The organism is Microcoleus sp. LAD1_D5, assembly GCF_036702115.1.
In the GTDB taxonomy this organism is placed as follows: domain Bacteria; phylum Cyanobacteriota; class Cyanobacteriia; order Cyanobacteriales; family Microcoleaceae; genus Microcoleus.
Window position 1 is genome coordinate 34,759 of sequence record NZ_JAUBSA010000007.1, and the last position, 26,097, is coordinate 60,855.

The window sequence follows — 26,097 nt, forward strand, 5'->3', positions numbered from 1 at the left end:
AAGGCTCAGGCCTTAAAACGTCAGAAGCCAGCCCCTCACTGTCCAAGGTTCCGGGCTGGCTCTGGCTCCAAAAATATCAATGGAGACGAGTTCTATGTTGACATACAAAGACCGCTTGTGTTGTTGGGCGATCGCCCGTCTGTTACCGACTCAGCAATGGATTATTGTTGCCCGCTTCCGCAGTCGTTCTGATGCAGACGGGCATTTTCAGTTTTTGGGACAAACTATACCTCACGTCAAGTTTGAGGTTGTGTTCGATCGCAGTGTGGACAGTCACCGTTTATCGGCGTTGGGCAGCCCTTCCAATTACGTCAGCAGCGCGTTATAAATGGTAATTTTCCGGGCGATTTCAGTTAACTAAACATTGGCGATCGCACTTTTTGTTAGTAAGTGCGATCGTCCTTGATTTCTTGAGTCCGCTAGGAGTGGACTTTATTTGTGTAGACGCGATTTCCGAGTTATCTTTCTTAACTAACTTATTGCCGCACCATCACAGACTTAATTACAGCATTCGGGTGATACTTATTAGTCTGATAAAATCCTCCTTGACCAGCGCCATAAACCCCCGCAAACTGCTTTCCATCAGCCTTGGGAACAAACATAATGTTTCTAGTGGGTTGCTTGGCAAATACAACCCCTTCTCTCGATTCATTATCGACGTTATAAGATAAAGTAGCCTTACCGTAAATTGCCTCGGCTTGTTTCAGAGTCATTCCCGGCCCGACGCCCTGAACTGTTTTATAATTAGAATTCTCAGTCATCAAAAGTTCAATGACATCGGTATCTTTTAGCTTTGTACCCGCAGCGTAGATAATCCGATATTGCACTTTTCCCGACTGGCTGACAGCCACAGCATCAAAGTCTACCATAAAAGGAGACTGAACTTTAAACTGCGCCGTAGAACCCAGAGCCTTTTTCAATCCTCCGAAAGTCATCCCCACCTTCGCCGCTCCAATTGTGCGATCGGAAATTGTTAAACTTGCAGCAGGCGTTTTTTGAGCAGCATTTGCCGCTTCTCCCAGGACATTTGTAGCCCCAGGCGCAACAGTGGAACCGGGAGTCGAAATTAAAGCGAGGTAACTGCCGATCGCCAATAAAACAGCTATCATTGATCCAGACAAAACTTTAACATTCAACATGACTAATTCTCCTAGATTTCAAATGCGACTATCTACCCGCATCTTTTGGGCTATCCTGGGCATCACCCTCCTAGTTTGGATTCTCAGAGGTGTTGGTCTCTTGACATTCATTCCCGGTGGTGTCATTTGGATACTGATTTTGCTTTCTTTTGTTGCGGGCATCCTCAGCACTTTACTCCGTAGGTAAGCCAGCATCCGGCAAATAACAAATAACCAATAAAAATTAACAAATTATTTTAATTGTGATTGTTTCATTGCCTTGCCCACCGTCACATTTAACTGAGCGCCTATCAGCATCACCAAAGCAGAAAGATTGAGCCACAGCAGCAACACAATAAAAGTTCCGATCGTCCCGTAAGTCCAAGTGTAATTGCTTAAATGCAAAACATAAAACCGAAATAAAGCTGAAAATAGTGCCCACAAAATAGCAGCAAAAACAGCTCCCGAAAAAATAGGAATATCTGGTTGACGGCGGCTAGGCCCGTAGCGGTAAACAAAGGCAAAAGCCAGTGATACAATTCCCAAAGAAATCGGCCACCGCCACAGACGCCAAATAGCTAACAGTTGCGACTCCAAAGGGCAATTGCTGGCGAGGAGCAAGCAATTTTGGACATCTTTTAAATCGCAAGTGGCGACGGACTCCAGCAGGCAACTCTGGCGGGCAATAGCTTGTACAATTAAGTCGCTGACAAATACTACTCCCGATGCCAGAATCAATAGTATAATTGTGCCGATACTCAGCGCCAGAGAAATAAGTTTGGCTTTCCAAAATGGTCGAGTTCGATCGATCGGGATTTCATGGATGCGATCGAGTGCAGCCATCGCCGCGCTCATTACTCCAGAAAATACCCAAATCGCCACAAGAAAGCTCACGGAAAACAGCCCTCTATTGCGAGTTAACAGAATTTCTTTGATTAAGCCGCGAATCAAATTCCGAACGTTATCGGGTATTACCTCCCCCAAAAGGCCGGCGAGTTGATAAAGTGTTGACTGCAAAGGTTCAAAGAGAGCGATCGCAGATAAGATAGCCAACAACCCCGGAAACAGCGCCAGCATAGAATTGTAGGCCATTTGCGCAGACAGCCCCGGCAAGCGCTGCTGTCCCGCCTTAGCGCCGACTTCTTTGAGCGTGCCCCAAGTCAAACACCGACAAAACAGCCAAAAACCACCAAATTTCCTTTTGAGAGCTCGAAGCAGCCTTAAAAGCGCCTTAAACAAAGCTAAAATCAGGTAGCGCAACCAGTAAAAAATGTTCATAGCGCACAGGAAACGGGGCGAAAGATGAGGTAATACAAGTCGTTAATTAATTAAGCCATTATCAACTCGCAATTGCCAATTCCCAATTGCCAATTCCCAATTCCCCAATCTAAAATCTAAAATCTAAAATCTAAAATCAATATTATGGCTCAGGATGTCAGACAGTGGTTAGATGAAATCAAGCGGCTGCAACAGCAGTTAACAGAAGTTTCGCGCGATCGCGATGAGGCCGGTGAAAGTGCCGCTCAGTGGCGCCAACTCTACAATACTGAAGCAGAGCAGCGGCGGAATGATGCTAAATTAACTGAGCAAAGCATCGCTTCTCTGGAAGCACAAATAGAGCAATTACAAAGTTTCTCTCCCATTGCGCCCGAAGGCGATGATGCTGGGGTTGCTCGCCAGCAGGAAGTCGCAAAACTGCACACAGTTAGCGAACTTAAAGCTAAGTTAACAGAAGTTCTCGAAGAGCGCGATCGGGCGATCGAACAAGTTAAACAACTCACTCAAGCCCTCAAACAAGAAGAAGCCCGTCACGCCGAGACTAGCAAAAATTTAACTAGCGCCCTCGGAGATGCCGTTGACTTGCTCACGAAATCACAAAATCCTGCCCCTGTAAAAACAGAGACAGCATACTCCTTAGAGATAGTACCTGTTACCACCCAAAATCCGGGAGAAACTGCGATCGAAATCCGCCACAATCCCGCTCAACTTCCGCCTTCTAAAAACCAGTTACTTCAGCTACCACCTTTTAATCAGTAGTCAATCGATTTTAGATTTTAGATTAAAGAATTGAAGCATTGACCCCACGGATAAATTCGGGGGGCAAGTTTCATCGGATACAGGTTTTTTATTTCTGGACAGATGAATCCGGGGGCTTTTATCCTGGATGCTTTCGGTCAGTAGTCAGTAGTCATTAATCATACCTAATCCGCTTTTATCATCCGTCTTTTCTTCAGCCGGCGGAGGCGGACTTCCTTTTGTAGGGAGCGATTTAAATCGTCGATCAACAAAAGTGACAAACCCGGACTTAATATGACGCCTAATTTTCAAGCAAAAACCACAGTCCGATTGCCGTAAACTAAAACACGATTTTGTAAATGATATCGCACCGCCCTTGCTAAAACAACCCTTTCTAAATCTTTACCTTTGCGAACCAAATCAGACACTTCATCGCGGTGACTGACGCGCACAACATCTTGTTCGATAATCGGGCCCGCATCTAAATCGGGTGTAACATAGTGGGCTGTTGCACCGATAATTTTTACCCCTCTTTCATAAGCCCTTTCGTAGGGATTTGCACCCACAAACGCGGGTAAAAATGAATGGTGAATATTAATCACATTGGGAAATTTTATTATAAAGTCTTGACTCAAAATTTGCATATATTTAGCCAAAACTACTAAATCAATCTTATATTTCTTAATAATTTCTAACTGTTGTGCTTCTTGAATAGCTTTATTGTCTTTAGTAATGGGAATATACTCAAAGTCGATACCGTATTGTGCGGCAATGGGCTTTAAATTTTGATGGTTGCTGATAATCAGGGGGATTTCACCTCTGATTTCTTGCGCTCGCTGTCGCCAAATCAAGTCTAATAAACAATGATCTTGACGGCTGACCCAGATCGCGATACGTCGAATTTTTTGGGAAAAATGCAATTGCCAATTGGCTTGTAAGTCATTGGCTATTTCACTAAAAGCAGGTGTTATTTGTTCGGTGGTTAAATCAAAATCATCTAATTGCCATTCTAGCCGGCTCAGAAATAATCCAGCGGTAAAATCTGTATGGTGATCCGCGTGGATAATATTGCCGTTATGAGACGCTATAAAATTAGCAAGTAACGCGACGAGTCCTTTGCGATCTGGACAGGAAATTAACAGGGTTGCAGTAGGGCTAGTCATAATATAATGACAAAAGTGTGTCGCTGAGTCGATCGAGAAAAAAGCGATCTCACAGGGGTTTATTGATACGCTTAGGGGCGGGCTCTTCGGCCCACCCCAAAATGGATTTTAACTGAGAGTGGAACAGGCATCTTGCCTGTTTCTATGGGCTTAGGGGCGGGCTCTTCGGCCCACCCCACAAGAGATTTTAACTAAGAGTAGAACAGGCATCTTGCCTGTTTCGATCTTCCTTCTTCCTTCTTCCCTCTTCCTTCTTTTAAAATCCCATCGCCCCAGCTACCGCATCCAAAGTCGGAGCAATGCCACTTTTAAACAGATTGTTGCTGTGATTAATTGCGGTATCCGGGTCTTTTAAACCGTTACCAGTCAGCACGCAAACCACCGTCGCCCCAGTTGGAACTTGGTCTTTTACCTTCAGCAAACCGGCCACAGAAGCTGCACTCGCCGGTTCGCAGAAAATCCCTTCCTGCGATGCTAACAAACGGTAAGCGTCCAGAATTTCGGCGTCGGTGACAGCGGCAAAACCGCCGCGGCTGGCTTCGGAAGCTGCGATCGCCTGTTTCCAGCTAGCGGGGTTGCCGATCCGAATTGCCGTCGCCAGGGTGTCCGGGTTCGCCACTGGTTGGCCCGTTACTAAAGGTGCAGCCCCGGCGGCTTGAAATCCCATCATCCGCGGCAGGCGCGAACATTTTTTTGCTTGGTGGTATTGACAAAAACCCATCCAATATGCTGTGATGTTTCCCGCATTTCCCACGGGAATGCACAGCCAGTCGGGGGCGTCGCCCAAGGCGTCAACGACTTCAAAAGCTCCGGTTTTTTGACCTTCCAAGCGGTAAGGATTCACCGAATTTACCAATGTCACGGGGTAGTTAACAGCCATTTCGCGGACAATTTCTAAGGCGCGATCGAAATTTCCCCCAATCGAAATGACTTCCGCACCGTAAAGCAAAGCTTGCGCCAGCTTGCCCAAAGCCACGTAACCTTCGGGAATCAACACGAAAGCTCGCATCCCCCCGCGTCGGGCGTAGGCGGCGGCGGCGGCCGAAGTATTGCCGGTACTGGCGCAAATTACTGCCTCCGCACCAGCTTCCTTCGCCTTGGAAATCGCCATTGTCATCCCCCGGTCTTTGAAACTACCAGTGGGGTTGAGGCCGTCGTATTTGACCAAGACGCGCACGTCTCGACCAATGAGAGAGGCGATCGCAGGTGCTGGAATCAGGGGAGTATTGCCTTCTTGGAGCGTCACTACCGGCGTGGTTTCCGTCACCGGCAGGTAGGGGCGATAAGCTTCGATCAAGCCGGGCCAGCCGTAGCGTTTCGGCGATGCGGCGCGGGCAGCAGAGTTAGGAGCAGAGTCAGTAGCAGGTAGAATCAGGGTCACGGTGTCAAGGGTTTTAGGCAATGGCTAAGGAATTTACACTAATTTTAGCTCGATCGGTTAATTTGATGTTTAATACGATCGGTTCAGGTTAAAGTAACTTAATGGTGTGAATGTGTAGATATGTCTACTCAATTACTAATGTCAAATAATTCATCCACTCTTTCCCGGCCTCAAGTCACCGCGAGCAATCCCGAAATGGCTAGTTCTTCTACCCTATCGACCAATTTTGCCCGCAAACTAGATTTGGTGAAGTGCCCCTACCAAGCCGATCAGCAAGTTAAGTTCCTGCACTTACAAGCAGAAATCGAATCCTTGCTGCTGGAAGTGCAAAGCCTCAAACAGCAACGCTCGATCGCTGGCTTGCCGGCTCTCGACCCGATTTCTGGTAGCAACAGCAATTAGCAGACCACAGCCGCTAATGCTAATTGTGCTGCCCCTGTGTTATAAAAACAAAGGTTTTGCTACCCGCAGTATTTTTTGCCCAAAGTGCTAGAAATTCCTAACTGCGGATAGCGATCGCTAGCATTTGCTAAAACGCGCTTGCCTACTGCTCAACTCGTCTGCCACAAGCTGGCAACGAGCTGACATTTTACTGCGCTTTTTTATTAAGCCATGCTCATGGCATACGGAGAATCGAAATCAATTTATGACAGCATCGATCGAAAAACCACTAAATTTGACATCCGCAAGTGACACCTCCACCTTGCGCCTCAAAGATATTCTCAAAACCCTGCCGCGGGAAGTATTCGTCAAAAACCCCCGCAAAGCTTGGACAAAAGTAATCGTCAACGTTTTGCTAGTTGCTGTCGGTTACTGGGGCATAGCAGTATCGCCTTGGTTTCTACTACCCCTGATGTGGATTTTCACAGGTACCGGATTAACCGGTTTTTTTGTGATCGGGCACGACTGCGGCCACCGATCATTTGCTAACCGCCGCTGGGTAAACGATTTAGTCGGACATCTCGCATTTTTGCCGTTAATTTTCCCGTTTCACGCATGGCGGCATGGACACAATTACCACCACAAACACACCAACAAAATTGGCGAAGATAATGCTTGGCAGCCGATGACAGCAGAAGACTACGCTGGCGCGTCCAAGCCTTTACAAATAGCTTATAGTTTAATATTCGGTCGGATGTGGTGGATCGGCTCGATCGCCCACTGGGCAAAAGTACACTTTAAGTGGTGGCGCTTCAAAGGCAAACAGCAACAAGAACAAGTGCGGTTTTCAGTTTTTGTCGTTTTAATCGGTGCTGCGATCGGATTCCCGATTTTAATTGCCACCACAGGCATTTGGGGATTTGTCAAATTTTGGTTGATGCCCTGGCTGGTTTACCATTTCTGGATGAGCACTTTTACGATCGTCCACCACACAGCACCAGACATTTCATTTAAAGAACCGGAAGAATGGAACGAAGCCCAAGCGCAACTATCGGGAACAGTTCACTGCGATTATCCCCGCTGGGTAGAGTTTCTGTGCCACGACATTAACGTGCACGTTCCCCACCACCTTTCAACTGCTATTCCCTGGTACAATTTGCGCCTCGCCCACAGCAGCTTAAAGGAAAATTGGCAAGATCATCTCTACGAAACAGAATTTTCTTGGTCTTTAATGAAGCGGATTGCCGACAACTGTCACATATACGATCCGGCTGGGGGCTATCAAACATTGCAGGAATTTAACGCTCAAAACAAGTAATTTTGAAACGGGATAAATCCCTAAACAACCCGGTTTTTTAAACAAAACCGGGTTTTTCGATATTACAAGGCGTAGCTTTTGTAAGGTGCGGAATGCGTACCCTACTGTCAATATCACAATCCGTACCATGATTAAATCAGTCATTGCCAATCTAAAATCTAAAATCTAAAATCGAATGACTTTCAATCCCAATAACTGTCGCAACGAAAGCGAAGTAGAAAGCAAACTTATTGTCAGCTATCTGCTACCCAAACTAGGCTATACGCCCGACACTTGGCACCAAGAAATCGCATTTGGGAATATTCGTCTAGACTTCCTCTCATTTGCCACCCAAGTTATCCCCATAGTTGTAGATGCAGACTCGCCGATGAGTGTAGTCATGGAGGCTAAACATCCCAAGGAAAATTTAGACCGCCACCGGCGAAAACTCAATCGCTATTTAACAAGTTTGAGCATCCGCTACGGACTCATAACTAACGGTAAAGAAATTAGAATTTACCAAAGAGCCGCCGATGATATTGAGCTAGTCTTTAAGTGTGCTGGACAAGACATTGAAAATAGAATTGATGAAATTATCGCTTTAATTGGCAGAAATACTTTAAAACCTATAAAAAATCCCGATAATCTCGAACTGGAAGATAGTAAAATTAATTTGGTTAGTCCTGAGTTAGTTAGCGAAGTCCCAGTACAGCCCAACAATCCCGCCCCCGCAGAACCTGAGCCAAGTCAAATCTCTGAACCGGAACAAATACCTGAAAGTAATCCCGTTAAGCCTCAAGTTAAATCCGATGTAACCGTTACCCAAAAAAGCCAAAATACTATGAAAATCATTGCAGTTTACCACAATAAAGGCGGCGTTGGCAAAACTACAACAGTAGTCAATTTAGCCGCAGCGCTGAGCAAGAAAGGTAACAGAGTCTTGGTAATCGACTTAGACAGTCAGGCAAATACAACCTTTGCGACAGGTTTAGTTAAATTTGAGGATGAAGAACAAGACGATTTGAAAGATAATAATATTCTTCAAGTTTTGCAATCAGAAGACTTTTTCTCGATCGAAGAAGTAGCTCGCAAGTCTAATTTTTGCCATCCAGAAATAGATGTAATTCCTTCCCACATTGATTTAATGCAATATGAAACGGAACTCAATCAACTAGATTACAGCCGAATGATTTTAATTCAGAAACTAGCAGAAGTACAGGATAAATATGATATTGTACTGATCGATACGCCGCCCTCTTTGAATTTTTATGCTAGAGTTGCTCTCATTGCAGCGGATTATTTAATTATTCCTTCTGACTTAAAACCTTTTGCCAATCAAGGACTGATTAATGTCAAGGATTTTATTAAAAAAGTCAACGGATTCAAAAAACAAATTGGCAAGAAACCACTACAAGTTTTAGGCGTACTCTCTTGCAAAATTTCCACTAATTCTAAATTTGTACAGTACAGTTTGCCCAAGCGGAGGGAGGCAATTCCCAAACGCTACGGCTTTGAAATCATGGACAGCGTAATTTACGAGAGAGATGATTTGGCAAAGTGTGCAGAACAATTTCAAATCGTGGGAAATATGGAAATCGCCGATCCCATTTCAGTGCTAGACTTTAAGCCTGATTGCATCGCATCCCAAGAATTTGAAATGCTAGCACTCGAAGTTTTGGAAAAAATAGGTAAAAACTAATGAAAAAATTATCTCCGTCACTGGTTGCAGTTAAAAAAATTACATCCGCAGTACCCCGTTCAAATTTTGCCGAGGCTGATTTGGAGAAATTAGCGAGATTGATTTTAGAGTCAGGAGGATTGATTAACCCAATAATTGTCCGCCGAAACGGTATGGATGCTTACGAAATAGTAGACGGAGACTTTGAATACTATGCGGCGGCGAGAGCAAAGGAAATAGATGCTCCCAAAGGCGAGACAATCGGAGCCTTCATCCTGGAAGAAGAAAATGAAGAACTTCTCCTCGACCAACTTGAAATTCTTAGAAAAACCGCAATCACTGAGAATCAAAGTGTAAGTGTGGTTCCGCAACAGTCCTCCAGCTTAGAACAGCGGCTGACAAATATTGAAACTCGATTGGAAAACAGAATTAATGAATTGAAAGCCGACTATACGCGGGAAAAACAGGCGCTGCTAGAGAGGGTTAAAGATGTTGAAAGCCGGATTCCCAAGCCAGTTCCGCTGTTGGAAGCACTCAACACTCAAGATCCATCCAAATTGGCTATCAATTTAAAAAATGCTGGGATCACATCTCAAACAATGAGAGACAACATCATCACACAGCGAGATTTGGAGCCATTTACCTCATTTGAGAATGTGGTGAAACGCATTAAAGGGTTAGGAGATAAAACAATGATTAAGGTCATTGACAATTGGCAAAGATATTTATAAGCTTTCAGCCATCTCAATTGCATTTTTGGGGCGCTCAAAGTCCGCCCGACAAATGTTGAAAAACCCGATATGACTCGGCGGTTGAAACCCATCCTACACAAACTTCCGTCCCTCTCGCTTGAGACTAAAGAATAAGGGCGATATTAAAGCTGGCTTTCGTATAAATCGCAATTGCGATCGCAACTCGCAACGCCAGCCCGATCGCCCTGATGCCAAAAAAAGTAAAGATGAGTAAAGCAGTGTATCCTTGGTGTCCCGCAGGCAGTTAAACTCATCACAGTCGCTTTTTTAGGAATTGCAGTAACTTTTGCCGATCGGGCTGTCACCGCACAGCCAGTCGCCCAGGTACAGCAGCAACGCCATATCTCCCCCAGATCACCGAGTTCGATAGATCACCGAGTTCGATCGCAGTTGGGGTAAAGTGCTTGTGGCCCACACGACAATTAGAGTTGTTGGGTTAGTCCTGCATCACTTAAAACTGAGGCTGTAAAGTGGCAATATACATAAATACCTACACAGCAGATTTTAATGACAAAAGGGGACTTGTAACAAGATGGATCGATCGTCCGATCAAAACCAAATAGTTGAATATTTGCGGATTAAGCCAATTAGTCACAGTCAGATTTACACTTCCCAAATTGCCATACCAGAGCCTCATCGGGGCGAAATTCCTCGCGAACGCCGCGAAGCTCTCAGGAGAAGTCTGATCGAGCAAGGCAGCAACTTGATTCCTTTAATTGTACGTCGCACTGAAGCTTACAGCAACGAAGAAGAATATGAAGTTATCTGCGGCTCAGATTGGTGTATTGTTGCTAAAGAACTCGGCATGGAGCAAATGTGGGCGTGGGTATTTGAAATGACCGACGAGGAGGTAGCTGTTGCTCAAGCAGAAATGGAACATTTAGCTCCGCAACCGACTCATAAAACTGCACAAATTGAGACTCTACTGCAACAATTTGAGCTATCATTTCAAAAAAAGGTAGATAGTCTAACAAAACAAATAGAACAATCTGTTAAAAAAAATGAAGACCTGCTAAAAAAGCACGTAAAAGCTCTAACTGAGCAAAACTTTGAGCGTAACCAAATAGAACAGATTAAGCATTTGCTCGAACAAGTAGAAAAAGCATTTCATGAAAAGGTAGATAAAATGGCTAAAAAAATTGAACAATCGACCAGCAACCGTCCGCCAACATCGGCTGTTATTTCTGAGGTAAATCTTGAAGGTGCTTTGAGACAGTTGGATGAACTGGAAAAACTGCTGTCAATAAAATTAGAACGCACAGTCCAAACAATTAATCAGTTTGTTTCCGACGCCATCGAAGACGTAGAGAAAGACCTGAAAAATCAAATCGAAACGCTCCGCCGCCAACTTGGAGCCGCGGCGGCGCACTCAGAAATACAGTCAGAGGCACCGCCGAAAAAGCAGTCAAAAACGCAGCCGAAGAAGCAGTCGAAAGCACAGCAAAAACCTCAGTTACCGCAGTTGCAGTTGGAGTTGCCGTTTCCGTCCCCGTCCCCAGAGGATGACTACGAAAGTCTTTCGCTGAGAGGGTTGAAGGCGATCGGCAAAGACCGGAAAGTGCGGGGCTACGCGCGCATGAAACGACCGGAAATTCTGGCGGCTCTCAGACAAACTGACGGTTAATAAAACGATAATTGCTAATAGTTAAAGACTAATTATTCGGTGTTCGATCGCGTGTTTCGGCAAAAAGCGCGATCGGGCTTTCAGAATAGTCCTCGGCAGAGATATGAAAAGCTTGCTACAATAGACACACAACCTCTTACTCCTCACCCAGCAGCCATGTCCGCAACCGCAGAATTAGCTACTACCCAAGAGATACTAGAACAAGAGATACCGGAAAACTTTATCTTTCCTCCCGGCGATTTAGAGAGTGATGAACATTCCGTAGAAACAGAACTGCATCTGCGACAAATAATCCTACTCCTCCAATGCCTAGAAGGGCTGTGGCGAGATAGAAACAATTTCTATGCTGCTGGCAATCTAACCATTTATTACTGTTCCAAGCAACTCACATCGAAGGACTTCCGAGGCTCCGACTTTTTTGTGGTACTCGGAACTGAACGCAAAACTCGGAAAAGCTGGGTAGTTTGGGATGAAGACGGAAAGTACCCCAATATTATCGTTGAAATCCTGTCGCCCAAAACAGCGGATATAGACAAAAACTTTAAAAAACAACTCTATCAAGATACTTTTCGCACTCACGACTACTTTTGGTTTGACCCAGAAACTTTAGAATTAGCTGGGTTTCATTTAGTTGACGGGGAATATGAAGCAATCGCACCGAACGAATTCGGGCATCTGCGGAGTCAGCAGCTCGATTTGAGTCTCGGAATTTGTGGCGGAAAATTGCGTTTCTTTACAGCAGAAGGAGAGCTTGCCCCTACTCCAGAAGAGGTTGCAGAAACGGAGACTCAACGAGCCGGACAAGAAGCTCAACGAGCCGGACAAGAAGCTCAACGAGCCGATCGCCTCGCCGCGAAACTGCGAGAATTAAATATTGATCCCGATACTATTTAGCGATCGTCCTTTCATTCACTTTTCCTGTATTGTAAGCTAATTTAGGCGATCGCATATCCCGTATGTTGCCGAACATGATACGGATGGAACCCTAAAACTATCTTGTCTTTAGGCACTCCTAATTCTACAAGTTCTGGGGTAATTCCCGTTTCTATACCATCTTGTTGAATCCAGATTTTGCCGTCGATAATTTCCACATGAACGATACAATCGTGAATTCTTTTAGGCCCTTGCCAGCCATCGTGCATTAGTAAAAAATTGTTTTGTTCGCTGTCAACAATAACGCTGCTTTTAATTTCTCCCTGTCCGTAAGAAATCTGGGCATAACTATCTAAAACATTGCGAACAATTTGGCGATATTCATTTAGTCTATCCATCTGACAATTGTCTCCTTTAACGAATCAAAAACTATTAATTTAAATCTCTTTTTTTCTAACAAAACCTGGCCGATAGGTTCAGAAAAAATTTGTGCATAAACTTCTGCACGGATTGCCAGATATATGATCCGTTCTGGTTCCGAAAGCTCTAGGATATCTTCGTAGACAATATACTGTCCAACAGCTTCTTCTAAGTCATGAACTGGTGAAGCACTCACGAAACTTTTTACTTCTACAGCAATTTTGCGGCCTTGCTTTTCGGCAGCAAATAGTTTTTCTGCACCCAAATCGACGTTGAGAGTACGTTTGCCAATTTTCAAGGGTAGGGGATCGTTTGTTATCGTCCAGCCGTCTTTTTCTAGAGCTGTTCTGACAGTATTGTGGTAGATGTCTTTTGCTGGCATATTCTAAGCTGAACCATCAAATGTCACCCTAATTATAGAATAACACAAGACTTTTGAAAACTGATAACTCATCAATTCAAACTACTTATTGCCGCGTGTATCGGTGCTTCACCCCAATCGGAAAATACTCCGCATCGCCCATCGCAGTTAATGTCACCACAGGTAACTGATATTCTGGCGGCACGTAATTAGCAAATTCGCTGTTTAGCCGCCGCAATTGCGTGAGAATTGAAGATGCGATCGCCTGCTGCATCTCCTCGTCGCCCTCCACCCCCGCTGCTAATTCCACAACCACCGATAAAAACTGATTTTGATCCGCATCTTCCTTGACTTGCAGCACAAATTTCCCCGTCACCCATTCCCGAATGGTGGGAACTTCTAAACCTACGGTGACATTTTCCGGGTAAATGTTAGCACCGAAGTAGGAAACGGTAAAGTGCGATCGCCCAAATACATAGACAAAAGGCAGACAGCGAATTCCTCTGGGGAAATCAGAAACTTTCATACCTGCTGCTTGCTGCAAACGTGCCACAGGGTTAAATCCCCATTCAGCCAAAAAATTGAGCATTGCTTCATAACAAATTAAACCGCCGTTATCCGAGATGTGATAGCGTATTAGCGGGATGCCGTTGTCGCCCGAAAATAACAGCGTGCCGTCATTATTCACTTCAAAAAAGCGGCTTTTCGGATCGTACTGCACTAGCGTTGGCAACCGCGACTCCCCGAATAAATTGCGTGCTGCTTCGGGATTCTTTGCTAAAAAGCGACGGATGCAAATGCTCAACGGTGTCTCGTTGCCCAAAACGCCCGCATCGGCAGTACCGTAAAGGCTCGCAGAGTCGTAATATAGATTGTCAGAATTAGTGCGATCGCTCACCAAACTCCGCCATTCTTCGCTAAACACTTCCCCCGCAAATACCATCTTAATTCGATATTTTTGCCACTCCACACCCCCAGCAATTCCGCTATCAATCACATCCTTGATAAATGGCGGATATCCCAACAAAACTACTTGCTCAAAATGCTCCCCAAGTTCCTGCACAACTCGAAATATTTCAGTCTTATTATTCCCAGGCGTCACAACTGTAACTGGATAACCCTTAGTCGCTAGATAGCGGCAGCAATTTGCCGTGTACATTCCGCCTACCCAAGTTCCCAACGGAAAGCAAATCACAGCTAAAGTTGAGCGAGTGTCGGCGTAAAAACTGTCGTGAAATATTTGTTCAAAACGAGCGGCAATTTGCAACTCGTCGCTGATAAAACGCGGCCAAAATGTCGGGTTTCCTGTCGAACCCGATGAAACAGCAATAAAATCGCAAGCTTCTAATTTGCCCTGGTAGCACAACTGAGGTAGCGGGTGACAGCGTAAATAATTTTCTTTGGTAATTAGCGGCAATTTTTGGAAGCCTTCAAAGGTTTGAATTGAGGCGGGATTGATGTTAAGTGCAGCTAGGAAAGTCTGGTAAGCTGGTACTGTGGCCGCGACTTTTTGAAAAAGCGCGATCGCCCTGGATTCGGCAACTCGATTCTGCTGGTGTTGCAATCGTTCCTCAAGCGGCGCCCTCAAAAACTCTTCAAACGCCCCAATTGCTCGCTGACGCTGTTCTGGCTGCATGATTGGCTCCTTAAAATGCGTATTTTGCACCTCGATCGCTCAAGATTCAATTAGTAGCGCTAACGCCCGATCGCACATTGGGCTGGACGCTAAAAATTTGAACACATTTTGAGGTCGATCGAAAATATGGCGCAGTAAATAAACTTCCATACCACGAAACGGCTGTTTTCACAATAACCACAGGGGATAGCCAAGCTGCTGATCGACTAATAAACACTGACACACTATGGCAAGATTAATTCAGCGATCGCCCAAAACTCCTAGTCTCAGTCAAGCGTGAAAATCCGACGCAGCAAGTTCCAATGAACAATCCCATCTACCCCGGCATAACTCTCAACAACCACTACCGCATCGTCCGCGAATTGGGACACGGAGGCTTCGGGCGCACCTACCTCGCTGAAGATGCCCACCGATTTAACGAACCCTGCGTTTTAAAAGAATTTGCGCCCCAAGTACATGGAAGTTACGCTTTACAAAAATCCGAGGAACTGTTCGAGCGGGAAGCGGGAGTGCTCTACAAGCTGCAACACAATCAAATCCCGCGCTTCCGTGAACTATTCCGCGTCAGTATCAGCGATCGAGGCTACCTATTTTTCGTCCAAGACTACGTGCCCGGTCAAACTTACCGCTTTCTGCTCGACGCCCGCAAGCGTCAGGGTTTGCGGTTTATAGAAGCAGAAATCAATCAATTGCTGCAGCAGATTTTGCCCGTGCTCGAATACATTCACTCTCTAGGAGTGCTTCACCGCGACATCTCCCCGGACAACCTGATTCTGCGAAGTTCTGACGGGATGCCCGTGCTCATCGACTTCGGGGGAGTAAAACAAGTCGCTGCCACCGTAGAGTCTCTTTTCGCTGAGGCTAACGGCACTCCCGCCCCCGCGACTCGCATCGGCAAGCTCGGCTACGCTCCCGTCGAACAGATGCAGATGGGAATCGTCTCTCCCCACAGCGATTTGTACGCTCTGGCGGCCACGGTTTTAGTGTTGCTGACGGGGAAGGAACCGCATCAGTTGCTCGACAGCCAGACGCTGAATTGGAACTGGCGGGCGGAATGTTCTCTGTCTCCGAATTTGTCCCTGGTGCTGGATAAAATGCTTGCTCAACAGCCGAGCCAGCGTTACTCCTCGGCTCGTGAGGTAATGCTCGCTCTCTCCGGCAATCCGCCTTTACAGCCACCTTTGCCACCAGCCCCGGATTTTGGGATCACGCAGCCGCCGGATCTCTCGCCTATACCCGTACCCGCCCCCACGCCAAAACTGCCGGGAACTCCGGTGCGAGTTGCTGCTATTGGCAATCAGCAAAAGATGCCTGCTTGGAAAATGGTTTTGTTCGTGGTGGCGGTGCTATCAAGTATGGGAGGAGTTGGCTGGTTTGCGGGCAATTCTTTGTTAAATCTGCAATCAAAAGTGCAGAAAGTTCCCCAGCCTTCAAGCCCGAAGCAGCAGCAAGAAGATGCTTTGCAAGATCGCTTTGTAAAGCTCAAAATTGACGATCGATTCTATAACGGTTACGTCAACCTTGTGGACGAGACTTTCTATGCCAAATACCCGGAATTGGGCGGACGATTACTAAAAGAAGGCGAGGACGATCGCCAGTGGCGCGAAAGGTGGCAGAAAATCGGTGACGAGTTGCTCGACAAGCTGGAAAACCTCAGCAGCGACGCTAGAGCGCGGTTGGGCAGTTACGACACCGCCGATATCGATCGCTGGAAAACTGAGGTTAACAAGCTGAATTTGAGCAGTCGGGCTTTGTACGATTTGGCTGATGCTAGGTTCTTTTATTGGTTTCCACAACAGCCGCGCGATCGCAATATCATCGGTTTGCCGATCGGACAAATTTGGCAAGCAATTACCGCCGACGAACTCGAAGCCTTACAAGCTGGAGCAACTGTCGAAAGCGTTGAATTTGACCGCCTATCGAAGAGCAAACGCCTCACAGGCAATCTCAAACCCGGAGAAGGGAAAGCTTACATTGCCAGGTTCGCTCAAAATCAAACTTTGCGCGTGAATTTACAAGCACCGCGCAAATCTACTCTACTGTCAATTTATACTCCGGGGCGGACAAAGGGCGCGCGAGCTTTGCTGGAAGATGCAGAGGGGCTTAGTTGGTCTGGATTGCTGGATGATGCTGGTTATTATGAATTCGTGGTAGTTTCTCAAGCATCTGAGCCGATCGCTTACGAGTTAAACCTGACTGCGGAATAACTGCTATTGACGCTCTCGATCAACCCAGGCAATAATAAGGTAATACCAATCAGATAAGTTGTCGGGTTCAAACAAAGAATATGCTGAAATTCGCGATCGTAGCTTTAGTGACTTTGGGATTAGTATTAGTGACGGCACTAGGTTTACATCCGGCCAATGCGACAGTCAGCACTCCCGAATTTTATGCTTGGAACTTTGCCTCTGTAGGCAGTAGCGAGCTGGTTTGTAAAAAGACCGTGGTAGTTCCGCAAGACCTGATAATTCCGTCATCATCAATGCACGCTGTCAGTATCACTTCTGCAATTGTAGATGAAAAATTTTGCGTGAATTCCACTAAGCCTGTGAATTAAGGCAGTGCATAATAGGATTTCCGGTTATGAACAATTAACGGCACATCATATAGCAATCGTAAATAATTTGTGAATTTCTTACTTTCTCCCCGCAGGTTCGGGGAGAGTGGGGGGTGGGTAAAAAAATTTACGACTCCTGCAAGGATTGCTATAATATTAAGTGATTGTCAGAGTGATTTCCGCCATCCGCGCACTGAAACTGTTGGCTGATTTTTTTATGAGAAACACCGGGTATTTTGTAATGAAAATTTATTAAACGAGTCGGGCGCAGAAGTTTTCTGCTCTTGAAAGAGATCGAACTCTTCCCTATTTTCCCAGTGCTTTTATGGTGACTTAAGAACCGAGGGAAAATATTCAGCCATTTGGCTAATCGTTTATTGGCTAATTGGCCGACTCAGTAATTCGTTAGTTTGAGTATGCTAGAGTTAGTCAGGTTCAGATATATAGTGCCATCTGTTATCTAAGTATCATGCTCAAAATTTTGGTAATTGAGGACGACGAATTAATCCGGGAAACTCTTCTGCAACTCCTGGAATCTCACAGCTACCGGGTCATTGCGGCTGAAAACGGTCGAGTTGGTGTGCAGATGGCACTTTCGGAGATACCGGATTTAATTTTGTGCGACGTGCAGATGCCGGAACTCGACGGTTATGACGTGTTGCGGACGCTGCGGCAAAACTCCCTAGCTGCTACAATTCCATTTATTTTCCTCACGGCTCAAAGTGACAAAACCGATTTTCGTCGCGGGATGGAATTGGGGGCCGACGATTACTTGACAAAGCCGTTTACCAAGGCTGAATTGCTAGGAGCCATTGCTTCTCGCGTCTTGAAACGGCAAACTATTACTCAACCGCTAACATTCGCCCTTCACCAAGCAGAAGCCAGACTCAAAGATTTAGTTAACGACTCGACCAAGGTTACGACTCTCTCTCCTGAAAAGTTTGCTCTCGAAGCTTTGCTGCGCCACGCTTTGGCACAAGGTGAGTTTCAGGTATACTATCAGCCACAAGTGAATATTGCTACCGGCCAAGTTATCGGCGCCGAAGCTTTAGTGCGCTGGCAAAATCCCGATCGAGGTATAATTTCTCCCGGCGAATTTATTCCCTTAGCAGAAGAAACAGGTTTAATTATTCAGATTGGCGAGTGGGTACTGCTTTCAGCTTGCGCTCAAGCCGCTAGTTGGCTGGCAGCAGGCTTTTCGCCCTTTACCATATCAGTAAACTTGTCGGCCCGGCAGTTGTCTGACCCGGAACTCAAGGCGCGAATCGTCCAAATATTGGAAACTACAGGCTTGGAGCCTGCTAATTTAGAATTAGAAATGACCGAAAGCGCTTTGGTGGAAAATGCGACTGTAGCAGGCGCTACTTTAAACGAACTTAAAGCTCTAGGAATTCGGATTGCTATTGACGACTTCGGCACCGGTTACGCTACTTTAGGATATCTTAAGCAATTTGCTTTTGACAGTTTAAAGATCGATCGAATTTTCGTCCGTAATGCCAACGAAGATACTCAAAATGCTGCTATTACTACAGCAGTAATTTTACTTGGTCACAGTTTGAATATGACAGTAATTGCGGAGGGAGTGGAAACACAAGCAGAACTAGATTTTTTGAAACAACATCAGTGCGATATCATGCAGGGGTATTTGTTCAGCCGCCCCGAACCAGCAGCGATAATTGAAAGTATGTTGGTTGCCGACCCCGGTTTGTTGGCGCAGCCCCCAGTAGTAGCACCTGATCGCGTTGTTCCTTTTGTACCTGTGTCCGAACCGGAAAAATCTAAAAACCTTTCAATGTCTGGTCTAGGAATAGTGTAAGCGTCACCAAGATTTCTGTATAATAGAATAAAATTATTTCTTTTACCTTCTATTTTCTGCATAAAAGTTGACGCTTCCTCATAAAAAGTTGTAGCTTTTTAGGATAGGCAAATCAAAGAAGGAGGTTTTTCCCCATATTCCTCTACTGCTTCCCCTTTTATGCGCTCGGCGCCCCTAATTGGACTATTTGAGGAATTGTGGCGTCTTGAAATTGCGAGCTTTTATCAAGTTGCAGCAGGTAAACTCATTTAAGTTCCTACTTTGGGACTGGCAGTTTCAAGAACTGTCCAACTGGAATTGGTGCAAGCCTGTCATGGAAAGAATATTAGTGGTTGACGACGAAGCAGACTGTCAAACAGTCTTAGCAATGTACTTGGAAAGTCAGGGATATCGGGTTGAATGCGCTAATTCAGGGGTGGAGGCGCTCTCGATTTTTGAAAATGCTCCCCCTGATTTGGTAATTTCAGATGTCATGATGCCGGAAATGGACGGGTTTGAGTTTTGTCGCCGTTTGCGAACTACCCGTTTGGGACAGTTAGTCCCCTTTATATTTTTGTCGGGTCAAGGGGAGATTGAGTCAAAAGTTGAAGGTCATTCGATCGGCGCTGACGATTATCTGGTAAAACCTTTTCAGTCTGAAGAAATTTTAGCTAAGGTAAGGGCGCAGTTAGAGCGCTCTCACCGCATTCACGCCGAGATTGTCCGACTGCTTCAAACTTCTAGCGGTAGGGCGGTGGAACCAACATTCGTGGCAGTATTGCCAGCACCTGCACCTTTGCCTTTAACACCAGCCGAGGAAAGAGTTTTTTGGGAAGTGATCCAGGGTTATACTAACAAACAAATTAGCGATCGGCTGTTTATTAGCCCCCGCACTGTGCAAGCTCATTTAGGCAGCATTTTCAGCAAATTACAGTTAGATAATCGTGCTCAGCTTGTGAGATTTGCCCTGGAAAGAGGATACAAACCACCTCAAACTTAGCTCAGATCAATTCCGGTTGCACTCTTCGACATGATTGTTGACCCTTCTACTACGTTCAGGGCAACGCTGTTGACTGTTGACTGTTTGGACATTTGAACAATACCGATGCAACCGGAAACGATATCAGATACAGCATATTCCCGGTTCATGAAGTACAGTAGCACCTATATTGTGTGGTGTTAATCTGTAGGGTGCGGATATGCTTCATTTTTGATAAAACTTACAGATTGACGGGTAGCGACGCACCTTACACGGGCTAGAAGATTGTGTGTACCACATATACATGGAATATGCTGTATCAACCTAGGGTGCGCCAGCCAGTCAAAAACTCCTCTCTTGTGCCAAATTAATCGCGGCTGACGCACTCAGCAGCCAGATTATTCCACATTCAAAACACAATAAGGATAATTAGTGCTCACACAAACCCCAGGTCCGAAATTCGTACCCCGGAAGTTGGCACGTTCCAAATCACCCTGCCGCACGTTATTCGCCGCATCGATATTTGTCCCGGTCAATTGAGCCCTAGGAAGCCTAGTATTTGACAAAATAGCATTCTGCAAATTACTATCGCGCACATCCGCGAAAGACATATCCGCTCCGCTTAAATTCGCACGATTCAAATTAACTCTAAACAGCAGCGAACGCCTCAAATCGGCATTCGACAAATTAGCTTGCTGCAGATAAGCTTCGCCGAGATTCGCATTAAAAAGTTTCGCACCGCGCAAATCAGCACTCGTCAGATTCGCTCGCCCCAAAAAAGCATTAGACAAATCCGCATTTCGCAGATTAGCACCATCCAAGTCAGCCCCGTACATCTCGGCATTAACTAAGTTAGTATTTGCCAAATTAGCACCCCTTAAATCCGCTTCTAGCAAATTAGCTTCATAGAGATTTGCTCCGCTTAAATCGGCTCCTCTTAAATTAGCTCTGTACAAGCTAGCCTTGAACAAATCAGCATTTCTCAAGTCACAGCCCTCGCACTCTTTACTTTCCAGCAACTGCCTAACATGATCTGGATTTTGAGCTTTAACAGGAGCTGCCACCCAAAAAAAAGCTAAACTTGCCGTTATAGTTGCCAAGAGTTTAAGTTTCACAAACAAACCTCACTGCTACTTCAAATAAATTATACTAGCCAACTGTAGACTTTCAACCCATATCCTGCTCTGTTTTCTCTTGCTCTGCGTTCTCTGCGCTTTCTGCGGTAAGCCCTCAAAAAAATGATTCGCAGCCAATGATTTAGACCGGCTTCCAGCAAGGCGGGCAAAGCCCGCCCTACTTAACTTAATTAAGCTTCATCTAAAGCAGCAACACCAGGCAATTCCTTACCTTCGAGCAGTTCTAAACTAGCACCACCACCAGTAGAAATGTGGCTCATTTGTTCACCTAAATTCAACTGTTCCACAGCCGCCACCGAGTCACCACCACCGATAATTGTGGTAGTACCAGTTTTAGTAAGTCCAGCCAAAGAATGAGCGATTCCTTCAGTTCCCACAGCAAACTTCTCCATCTCAAACACGCCCATGGGCCCGTTCCAGATTACCGTTTTGCAATCGGCCAAAGCATCTTGGAAAGTTTTTACTGAATCCGGGCCAATATCCAAACCCATCCAACCGTCGGGGATGCTTTCAACAGAGACAGTTTGAGTGTTAGCATCAGCAGCAAACTTGTCAGCAACTACCACATCAGTAGGTAACAGAAAAGTAACTCCCCGTTCCTTTGCCTTAGCTTCCAAAGACTTAGCCAATTCCAGCTTGTCATCTTCCACCAAAGACTTGCCAACGTTCAAGCCGCGAGCTTTGTAGAACGTGAAAACCATGCCACCGCCCAACAGCAGTTTGTCGCACTTTTCGAGCAGTTTTTCAATAACTCCAATCTTGCTGGAAACCTTAGAACCGCCGATTATAGCAGCTAAAGGACGCTGAGGATTGTCGATCGCACTGCCGAGATATTGCAGTTCCTTCTCCATCAAAAACCCAGCCACAGAAGGACTCAGATACTTAGTAACGCCCTCTGTAGAAGCGTGAGCCCGGTGAGCCGTACCAAAAGCATCGTTGACATACAAATCGGCCACAGAAGCTAAATTCTTAGCAAATTCCGGGTCGTTTGCCTCCTCCTCTGGGTAGAAGCGCACATTTTCTAGCAAAACCACATCGCCATCTTGCATCGCGGCGACTGTAGCAGCGACTTCATCGCCGATGCAGTCATCAGTCTTTTTGACTTCTTTACCCAACAATTCCGACAGCCGTTTAGCAACCGGTGTCAAGCGCAACTTCTCCGTCACACCCTTGGGACGGCCGAAGTGGCTGCACAAAATCACCTTAGCGCCCTTGGAGGCTAAATCTTGAATTGTCGGCAGAGCCGCCCGGATGCGAGTATCATCGGTGATATTGCCGTTGTCGAGCGGCACGTTAAAGTCCGCCCGCACCAATACCCGTTTGCCCGATAAGTCCGATGCCGATAAATTTGCTACAGTTTTTTTTGTCACAGGATTAACCTCCTAATATGTGTGTTTTTGTCGAATTCCGTTGAAATGGCGGCACTGGTCACTTGCACTTAGGCCTCGGACGCATTCAACCGCGTCCGTACAAAAAACGGAAGATGAAACAAACGGCACTGATTGGCTCAACGTAAACATTTTATCGGAGTCCGCGTCCCGGAGATGCGCAGTATGTTCAAGACTGTCTTATTTCCTATAGATCAAAGCCGAGAAGCCCGCGAAGCTGCCGAAAAGGTGGTCAATATCGTGAAAACCTACGCCTCTCGCTTAGTTATTCTCTCGGTAGTCGAACCCCCAGCCGAGGAGGCCGACGCCCCGGCCCGAGAGGTGATGACTTCCCCCGAAGCAGTCGCCAAACTTCTGTCGGAGGCCCAATCGATGTTTTCCCAGCAGGGAATTGAAGCTGAAATCATCGAACGGGAAGGCAAACCTGCTTTCACGATTTGCGATGTGGCTGACGAAATTGGGGCCGATTTGATTGTGATGGGCTGTCGGGGGATGGGTTTAACCGATGATGGGGCGTCTGACAGCGTTACCAATCGGGTGATCAATCTGTCTCCTTGTGCAGTTTTGATTGTGCCTTAGTCATTAGTCATTAGTCATTAGTCACGTGTTATATCATGTCTGACTAAATAAACGTAGATTCTGTAGGGGCGGGTTAACCCGTATCTATTATGTAAATCCAGGGTATGCGTAAACTCGCCCTGACACAGGGACTAATGACTGCTGACTAATGACTAATGACTAATGACTAATGACTAATGACTGCTGACTAATAACTAATAACTAATGAAAATTCACTGGTATCCCGGTCACATTGCCAAAGCGGAACGGGCATTAAAAGAACAGCTAAAGCGAGTAGATGTGGTGCTCGAAGTCCGAGATGCCCGCATTCCCTTGGCTACTTTTCACCCCCAAATGCCGAGCTGGGTGGGCGGCAAGGCGCGAGTCTTGGTCATCAACCGCATGGATATGATTACGCCTCGATCGCGCGAGGCGTGGGAAATATGGTTTGAATCACAGGGGGAAACTGCGTATTTTACCAATGCCGAGCACGGTCAAGGAGTAGATGCTGTCGCAGATGCCGTGCAGAATGCAGGGGTGCAGCTAAATAAAAGAAGGTTCGATCGAGGTATGCTCCCGCGTCCAGTCCGGGCGGTGGTAATGGGATTTCCCAATGTCGGAAAATCCGCTTTAATTAATCGGCTGTTAGGGCGGAGAGTCGTGGATAGTGCCCGCAGAGCTGGAGTAACTAAATCGCTCCGATGGATTCGCATTTCCGACGAAATTGAATTATTAGACGCACCTGGAGTGATCCCAACCCGAATTAACAATCAAGAAAATGCCATAAAATTAGCTATTTGCGAAGATATTGGCGAAGCAGCTTACGACAATCAGGTAGTAGCAGCAGCGATGGTAGATTTGCTCCTAGGGCTTGAGGCTGCTGATGACACGTTGATATCACTATCTGGTTTCAAATCCAGGTATAAATTAGATCCAGCCTCTAGTAATGGTGAAGATTATTTGCACGAGGTCGCAAAAGACAAGTATAAAGGAGATGTCGAACGAACGGCGCGGCAGATGTTAAACGATTTTAGAACTGGTGTGTTGGGTCAGCTTTCTTTGGAGTTGCCGCGGGCTTGATAAAACTCGTGCCATACAACTAATCAGGAATGGTATTAAATAGGGATTTGCTGACGGTGATAATTTGAACTTCGTCTCCTATGTGTAATATTTTTTCTGCTGATTGCGGTGCGATTCGTGTGTTAACTATCAGCCGACTAAAGTGATTTAAATGCCCTTTCTTTACCAACTCAGGCATGATTTCCTTCTGCTTGGCTGTTAGTAGATTTTTAAAATTTAGATCGCCTGCTTTCGCCCCATAATTTGGCGTAGATAGGATACATGGCTGACGGGGATTAATAGCTTCAAATATTACTGTTCCTATTTTAAACCTAACAATTTCATTGGATTGTGAGAAAAGTTGGTCTTCCCAAAAAGCCGGGACATCTCCTATTTCAATATTAGCTCGCAAGCGCTGGCGCATCTCGTTAACGCAAACTCTCGGGAACCAAGATGCAACTTCGGCAATTGTTTCGGTACTGATAATGCTTGGCCCTGGTGCAGTGGTATCGTCGGGAAAACCAGTCAGCAAGTTTTCAATTAACTTGACGGGGAAACCGAAGTAGTTGCTCAACCAACATTCTACTCCTGGGCGTTCTCTATCTACATGAAAAAAAAATTCTTGTTCGGTGTCTTGTATTTTCAGGCCGGCAATTCTCTTTTTCATGTCAAAGGATAAGTGTAGAAAACGGACTCCGCTGTTGCGCTTAGTGTTAACTAATTCTCCTGCTGCATCGCAGATTGCAAAAGAGCGATCGCCTTCTAGAGCTCCGCTGGCTAGAATAGTGGCTTGACTGACTGCTATGCCGTCAAGGGACTTAACCGGATAGATATGAATGCTGGCGACGTAAGACATTTCGAGCCATTGATAAATAATTGTCGTTTTAGATACATTCTAGCATTCCCTGCCGGCAGAAGGATGACCGCAGTTGACTTGGTGAAATAAAATATGAATGAAATAAAAAGGGGTAACTTTTTTGAAGTTTACATGTGGTCGGAGCAGCTTGTAAAGAAAAATCAAAGAAGTCTGGCTGAGCTTGTGGTAGATATTATGCTCTAAAATAGAAAAAATTCAACAATTGAACCGAGTTATAAGCAATGACTGAAAGCGGAAGTAGAGGCATGATTTCGAGACGTAATTTAATGTTGAAGGCTGGTGCAGGGATGCTGGCGGCAAGCTTGGCACCTGCGTTTTTACAAGCCGAAGCAGCAAAGGCCGAGGCAATCTCTGAGCTTACTCCCGACCGTGCTCTTCAGAAATTGATGGAGGGAAATCAACGCTACATTCAGCAAAAACGGACATTTCCCGACCAAGCCCGATCGCGAATTGTAGAGGTAGCACAGGGTCAACATCCGTTTGCAACCATCCTGGCTTGTTCTGATTCGCGGGTTGCTCCCGAAATTATTTTCGACCAAGGATTAGGGGATTTATTTGATATCCGAGTAGCTGGCAATTTTCTCGACGATGTGGTTCTCGGGAATATAGAATATGCCGCCTTAGAATTAGGCGTGCCGCTATTAGTAATTCTGGGTCACGAACGCTGCGGTGCTGTCAAAGCAGCTTTAGATGGCAAAGCTGTTCCGGGTCACATTAGCACTTTGGTGGCGGCGATTCAACCGGCAGTTGATTCGACCAAAGGTCAAAAAGGCGATGCCTGGGATAACGCAGTCAGAGCTAATGTGAAAAGGAATGTAAATAACTTACAATCCTCGTCGCCTATTTTAGCTGAAGCAGTCAAAGCGGGCAAGCTTAAAGTTGTTGGGGGCCGCTACGATTTGGATAGCGGCACAGTAGAGATAATTGCTTGATTTTGCTGGTTGCATCTCATATCTTGGAATATTTTTAATGAACAGGCTTTCCGGCCTGTTCCACAATCCGAGAATTTGATTGTGGGGAGTAGGGTTGGGCATCCTGCCCGCCCATA

26 protein-coding genes are annotated in these 26,097 nt (G+C 45.8%); 16 read left to right on the forward strand and 10 right to left on the reverse strand.

Going from position 1 to position 26,097, the window contains the following annotated elements:
* Positions 1-94 precede the first annotated feature (94 nt).
* The gene (locus tag QUA70_RS05295; protein ID WP_333410331.1) at positions 95-328 is read left to right on the forward strand and encodes a hypothetical protein; all 234 of its coding nucleotides are present in this window, start codon (positions 95-97) and stop codon (positions 326-328) included.
* Positions 329-476: 148 nt separating this feature from the next.
* On the opposite strand, the gene QUA70_RS05300 is transcribed toward QUA70_RS05295, so the two are convergent.
* Positions 477-1,139, reverse strand: coding sequence for a hypothetical protein (locus QUA70_RS05300; RefSeq protein ID WP_333345474.1), 663 nt, complete (start codon positions 1,137-1,139; stop codon positions 477-479).
* Here QUA70_RS05300 and QUA70_RS05305 point away from each other — a divergent pair.
* The gene (locus QUA70_RS05305; RefSeq protein WP_333325765.1) at positions 1,138-1,326 is read left to right on the forward strand and encodes a hypothetical protein; all 189 of its coding nucleotides are present in this window, start codon (positions 1,138-1,140) and stop codon (positions 1,324-1,326) included. The genes QUA70_RS05300 and QUA70_RS05305 overlap by 2 nt on opposite strands.
* Positions 1,327-1,370: 44 nt before the next feature.
* On the opposite strand, the gene QUA70_RS05310 is transcribed toward QUA70_RS05305, so the two are convergent.
* Positions 1,371-2,396, reverse strand: a complete 1,026-nt coding sequence (locus QUA70_RS05310; protein WP_333325768.1) for a YihY/virulence factor BrkB family protein — start codon at positions 2,394-2,396, stop codon at positions 1,371-1,373.
* A gap of 144 nt (positions 2,397-2,540) precedes the next feature.
* Between QUA70_RS05310 and QUA70_RS05315 the strand changes: the two genes are divergently transcribed.
* Positions 2,541-3,155 (forward strand): hypothetical protein, encoded by a 615-nt coding sequence (locus tag QUA70_RS05315; protein ID WP_333325770.1) that lies wholly within the window; start codon positions 2,541-2,543, stop codon positions 3,153-3,155.
* A gap of 287 nt (positions 3,156-3,442) precedes the next feature.
* On the opposite strand, the gene purU is transcribed toward QUA70_RS05315, so the two are convergent.
* A complete protein-coding gene (gene purU, locus QUA70_RS05320; RefSeq protein ID WP_333325773.1) occupies positions 3,443-4,297 on the reverse strand; it encodes a formyltetrahydrofolate deformylase in 855 nt (284 codons plus the stop codon).
* Between the two features lie 256 nt (positions 4,298-4,553).
* Positions 4,554-5,678 carry a threonine synthase gene (gene thrC / locus QUA70_RS05325; protein ID WP_333325776.1) on the reverse strand — a complete coding sequence of 375 codons (1,125 nt, stop codon included), beginning with the start codon at positions 5,676-5,678 and terminating at the stop codon, positions 4,554-4,556.
* A gap of 138 nt (positions 5,679-5,816) precedes the next feature.
* On the opposite strand from thrC, the gene QUA70_RS05330 reads away from it, so the two are divergent.
* The 6 genes from QUA70_RS05330 to QUA70_RS05355 all read left to right on the forward strand — a co-directional run bounded on the left by QUA70_RS05330 (position 5,817) and on the right by QUA70_RS05355 (position 12,304).
* Complete coding sequence (locus QUA70_RS05330; protein ID WP_333410333.1) at positions 5,817-6,080, forward strand: hypothetical protein; 264 nt, start codon at positions 5,817-5,819, stop codon at positions 6,078-6,080.
* Between the two features lie 244 nt (positions 6,081-6,324).
* Positions 6,325-7,377 (forward strand): fatty acid desaturase, encoded by a 1,053-nt coding sequence (locus QUA70_RS05335; protein WP_333345470.1) that lies wholly within the window; start codon positions 6,325-6,327, stop codon positions 7,375-7,377.
* Between the two features lie 175 nt (positions 7,378-7,552).
* A complete protein-coding gene (locus QUA70_RS05340; RefSeq protein WP_333345468.1) occupies positions 7,553-9,055 on the forward strand; it encodes an AAA family ATPase in 1,503 nt (500 codons plus the stop codon).
* The gene (locus tag QUA70_RS05345) at positions 9,055-9,765 is read left to right on the forward strand and encodes a ParB N-terminal domain-containing protein (RefSeq protein WP_333325787.1); all 711 of its coding nucleotides are present in this window, start codon (positions 9,055-9,057) and stop codon (positions 9,763-9,765) included. The genes QUA70_RS05340 and QUA70_RS05345 overlap by 1 nt, the downstream gene beginning before the upstream one ends.
* Before the next feature lie 553 nt (positions 9,766-10,318).
* The gene (locus tag QUA70_RS05350) at positions 10,319-11,410 is read left to right on the forward strand and encodes a Rho termination factor (modular protein) (RefSeq protein WP_333345467.1); all 1,092 of its coding nucleotides are present in this window, start codon (positions 10,319-10,321) and stop codon (positions 11,408-11,410) included.
* 156 nt (positions 11,411-11,566) lie between these two features.
* Complete coding sequence (locus QUA70_RS05355) at positions 11,567-12,304, forward strand: Uma2 family endonuclease (RefSeq protein WP_333345465.1); 738 nt, start codon at positions 11,567-11,569, stop codon at positions 12,302-12,304.
* A gap of 41 nt (positions 12,305-12,345) precedes the next feature.
* Here the strand turns inward: QUA70_RS05355 and QUA70_RS05360 are convergent, their stop codons facing one another.
* From QUA70_RS05360 to QUA70_RS05370, 3 genes are all read right to left on the reverse strand, one after another.
* Positions 12,346-12,681: a XisI protein gene (locus QUA70_RS05360; RefSeq protein WP_333345463.1), complete on the reverse strand. Its 336-nt coding sequence runs from the start codon at positions 12,679-12,681 to the stop codon at positions 12,346-12,348.
* Positions 12,669-13,085 carry an element excision factor XisH family protein gene (locus QUA70_RS05365; protein WP_333345461.1) on the reverse strand — a complete coding sequence of 139 codons (417 nt, stop codon included), beginning with the start codon at positions 13,083-13,085 and terminating at the stop codon, positions 12,669-12,671. The genes QUA70_RS05360 and QUA70_RS05365 overlap by 13 nt, the downstream gene beginning before the upstream one ends.
* Positions 13,086-13,170: 85 nt before the next feature.
* On the reverse strand, positions 13,171-14,700 hold the full coding sequence (locus QUA70_RS05370; protein ID WP_333345459.1) for a phenylacetate--CoA ligase family protein: 1,530 nt from the start codon (positions 14,698-14,700) through the stop codon (positions 13,171-13,173).
* A 302-nt stretch (positions 14,701-15,002) separates the two neighbouring features.
* Between QUA70_RS05370 and QUA70_RS05375 the strand changes: the two genes are divergently transcribed.
* From QUA70_RS05375 to QUA70_RS05390, 4 genes are all read left to right on the forward strand, one after another.
* Positions 15,003-16,907: a serine/threonine-protein kinase gene (locus QUA70_RS05375; protein WP_333345457.1), complete on the forward strand. Its 1,905-nt coding sequence runs from the start codon at positions 15,003-15,005 to the stop codon at positions 16,905-16,907.
* Positions 16,908-16,987: 80 nt separating this feature from the next.
* Positions 16,988-17,257, forward strand: coding sequence for a hypothetical protein (locus tag QUA70_RS05380; protein ID WP_333325804.1), 270 nt, complete (start codon positions 16,988-16,990; stop codon positions 17,255-17,257).
* 469 nt (positions 17,258-17,726) lie between these two features.
* Positions 17,727-19,073, forward strand: coding sequence for an EAL domain-containing response regulator (locus QUA70_RS05385; RefSeq protein ID WP_333325807.1), 1,347 nt, complete (start codon positions 17,727-17,729; stop codon positions 19,071-19,073).
* A gap of 205 nt (positions 19,074-19,278) precedes the next feature.
* Positions 19,279-20,052, forward strand: coding sequence for a response regulator (locus QUA70_RS05390; protein ID WP_445251612.1), 774 nt, complete (start codon positions 19,279-19,281; stop codon positions 20,050-20,052).
* Positions 20,053-20,429: 377 nt separating this feature from the next.
* On the opposite strand, the gene QUA70_RS05395 is transcribed toward QUA70_RS05390, so the two are convergent.
* The gene (locus QUA70_RS05395; protein ID WP_333325809.1) at positions 20,430-21,146 is read right to left on the reverse strand and encodes a pentapeptide repeat-containing protein; all 717 of its coding nucleotides are present in this window, start codon (positions 21,144-21,146) and stop codon (positions 20,430-20,432) included.
* 191 nt (positions 21,147-21,337) lie between these two features.
* On the reverse strand, positions 21,338-22,537 hold the full coding sequence (locus tag QUA70_RS05400; RefSeq protein ID WP_333325811.1) for a phosphoglycerate kinase: 1,200 nt from the start codon (positions 22,535-22,537) through the stop codon (positions 21,338-21,340).
* 183 nt (positions 22,538-22,720) lie between these two features.
* Between QUA70_RS05400 and QUA70_RS05405 the strand changes: the two genes are divergently transcribed.
* On the forward strand, positions 22,721-23,134 hold the full coding sequence (locus tag QUA70_RS05405) for a universal stress protein (protein ID WP_333325815.1): 414 nt from the start codon (positions 22,721-22,723) through the stop codon (positions 23,132-23,134).
* A gap of 204 nt (positions 23,135-23,338) precedes the next feature.
* Entirely contained in the window at positions 23,339-24,193 is an 855-nt protein-coding gene (ylqF, locus tag QUA70_RS05410) for a ribosome biogenesis GTPase YlqF (RefSeq protein WP_333325818.1), read from the forward strand.
* Between the two features lie 19 nt (positions 24,194-24,212).
* On the opposite strand, the gene QUA70_RS05415 is transcribed toward ylqF, so the two are convergent.
* On the reverse strand, positions 24,213-25,028 hold the full coding sequence (locus QUA70_RS05415; RefSeq protein WP_333345455.1) for an MOSC N-terminal beta barrel domain-containing protein: 816 nt from the start codon (positions 25,026-25,028) through the stop codon (positions 24,213-24,215).
* Between the two features lie 242 nt (positions 25,029-25,270).
* Between QUA70_RS05415 and QUA70_RS05420 the strand changes: the two genes are divergently transcribed.
* Positions 25,271-25,981: a carbonic anhydrase gene (locus QUA70_RS05420; protein ID WP_333325823.1), complete on the forward strand. Its 711-nt coding sequence runs from the start codon at positions 25,271-25,273 to the stop codon at positions 25,979-25,981.
* The last annotated feature ends 116 nt before the right edge of the window (positions 25,982-26,097 follow it).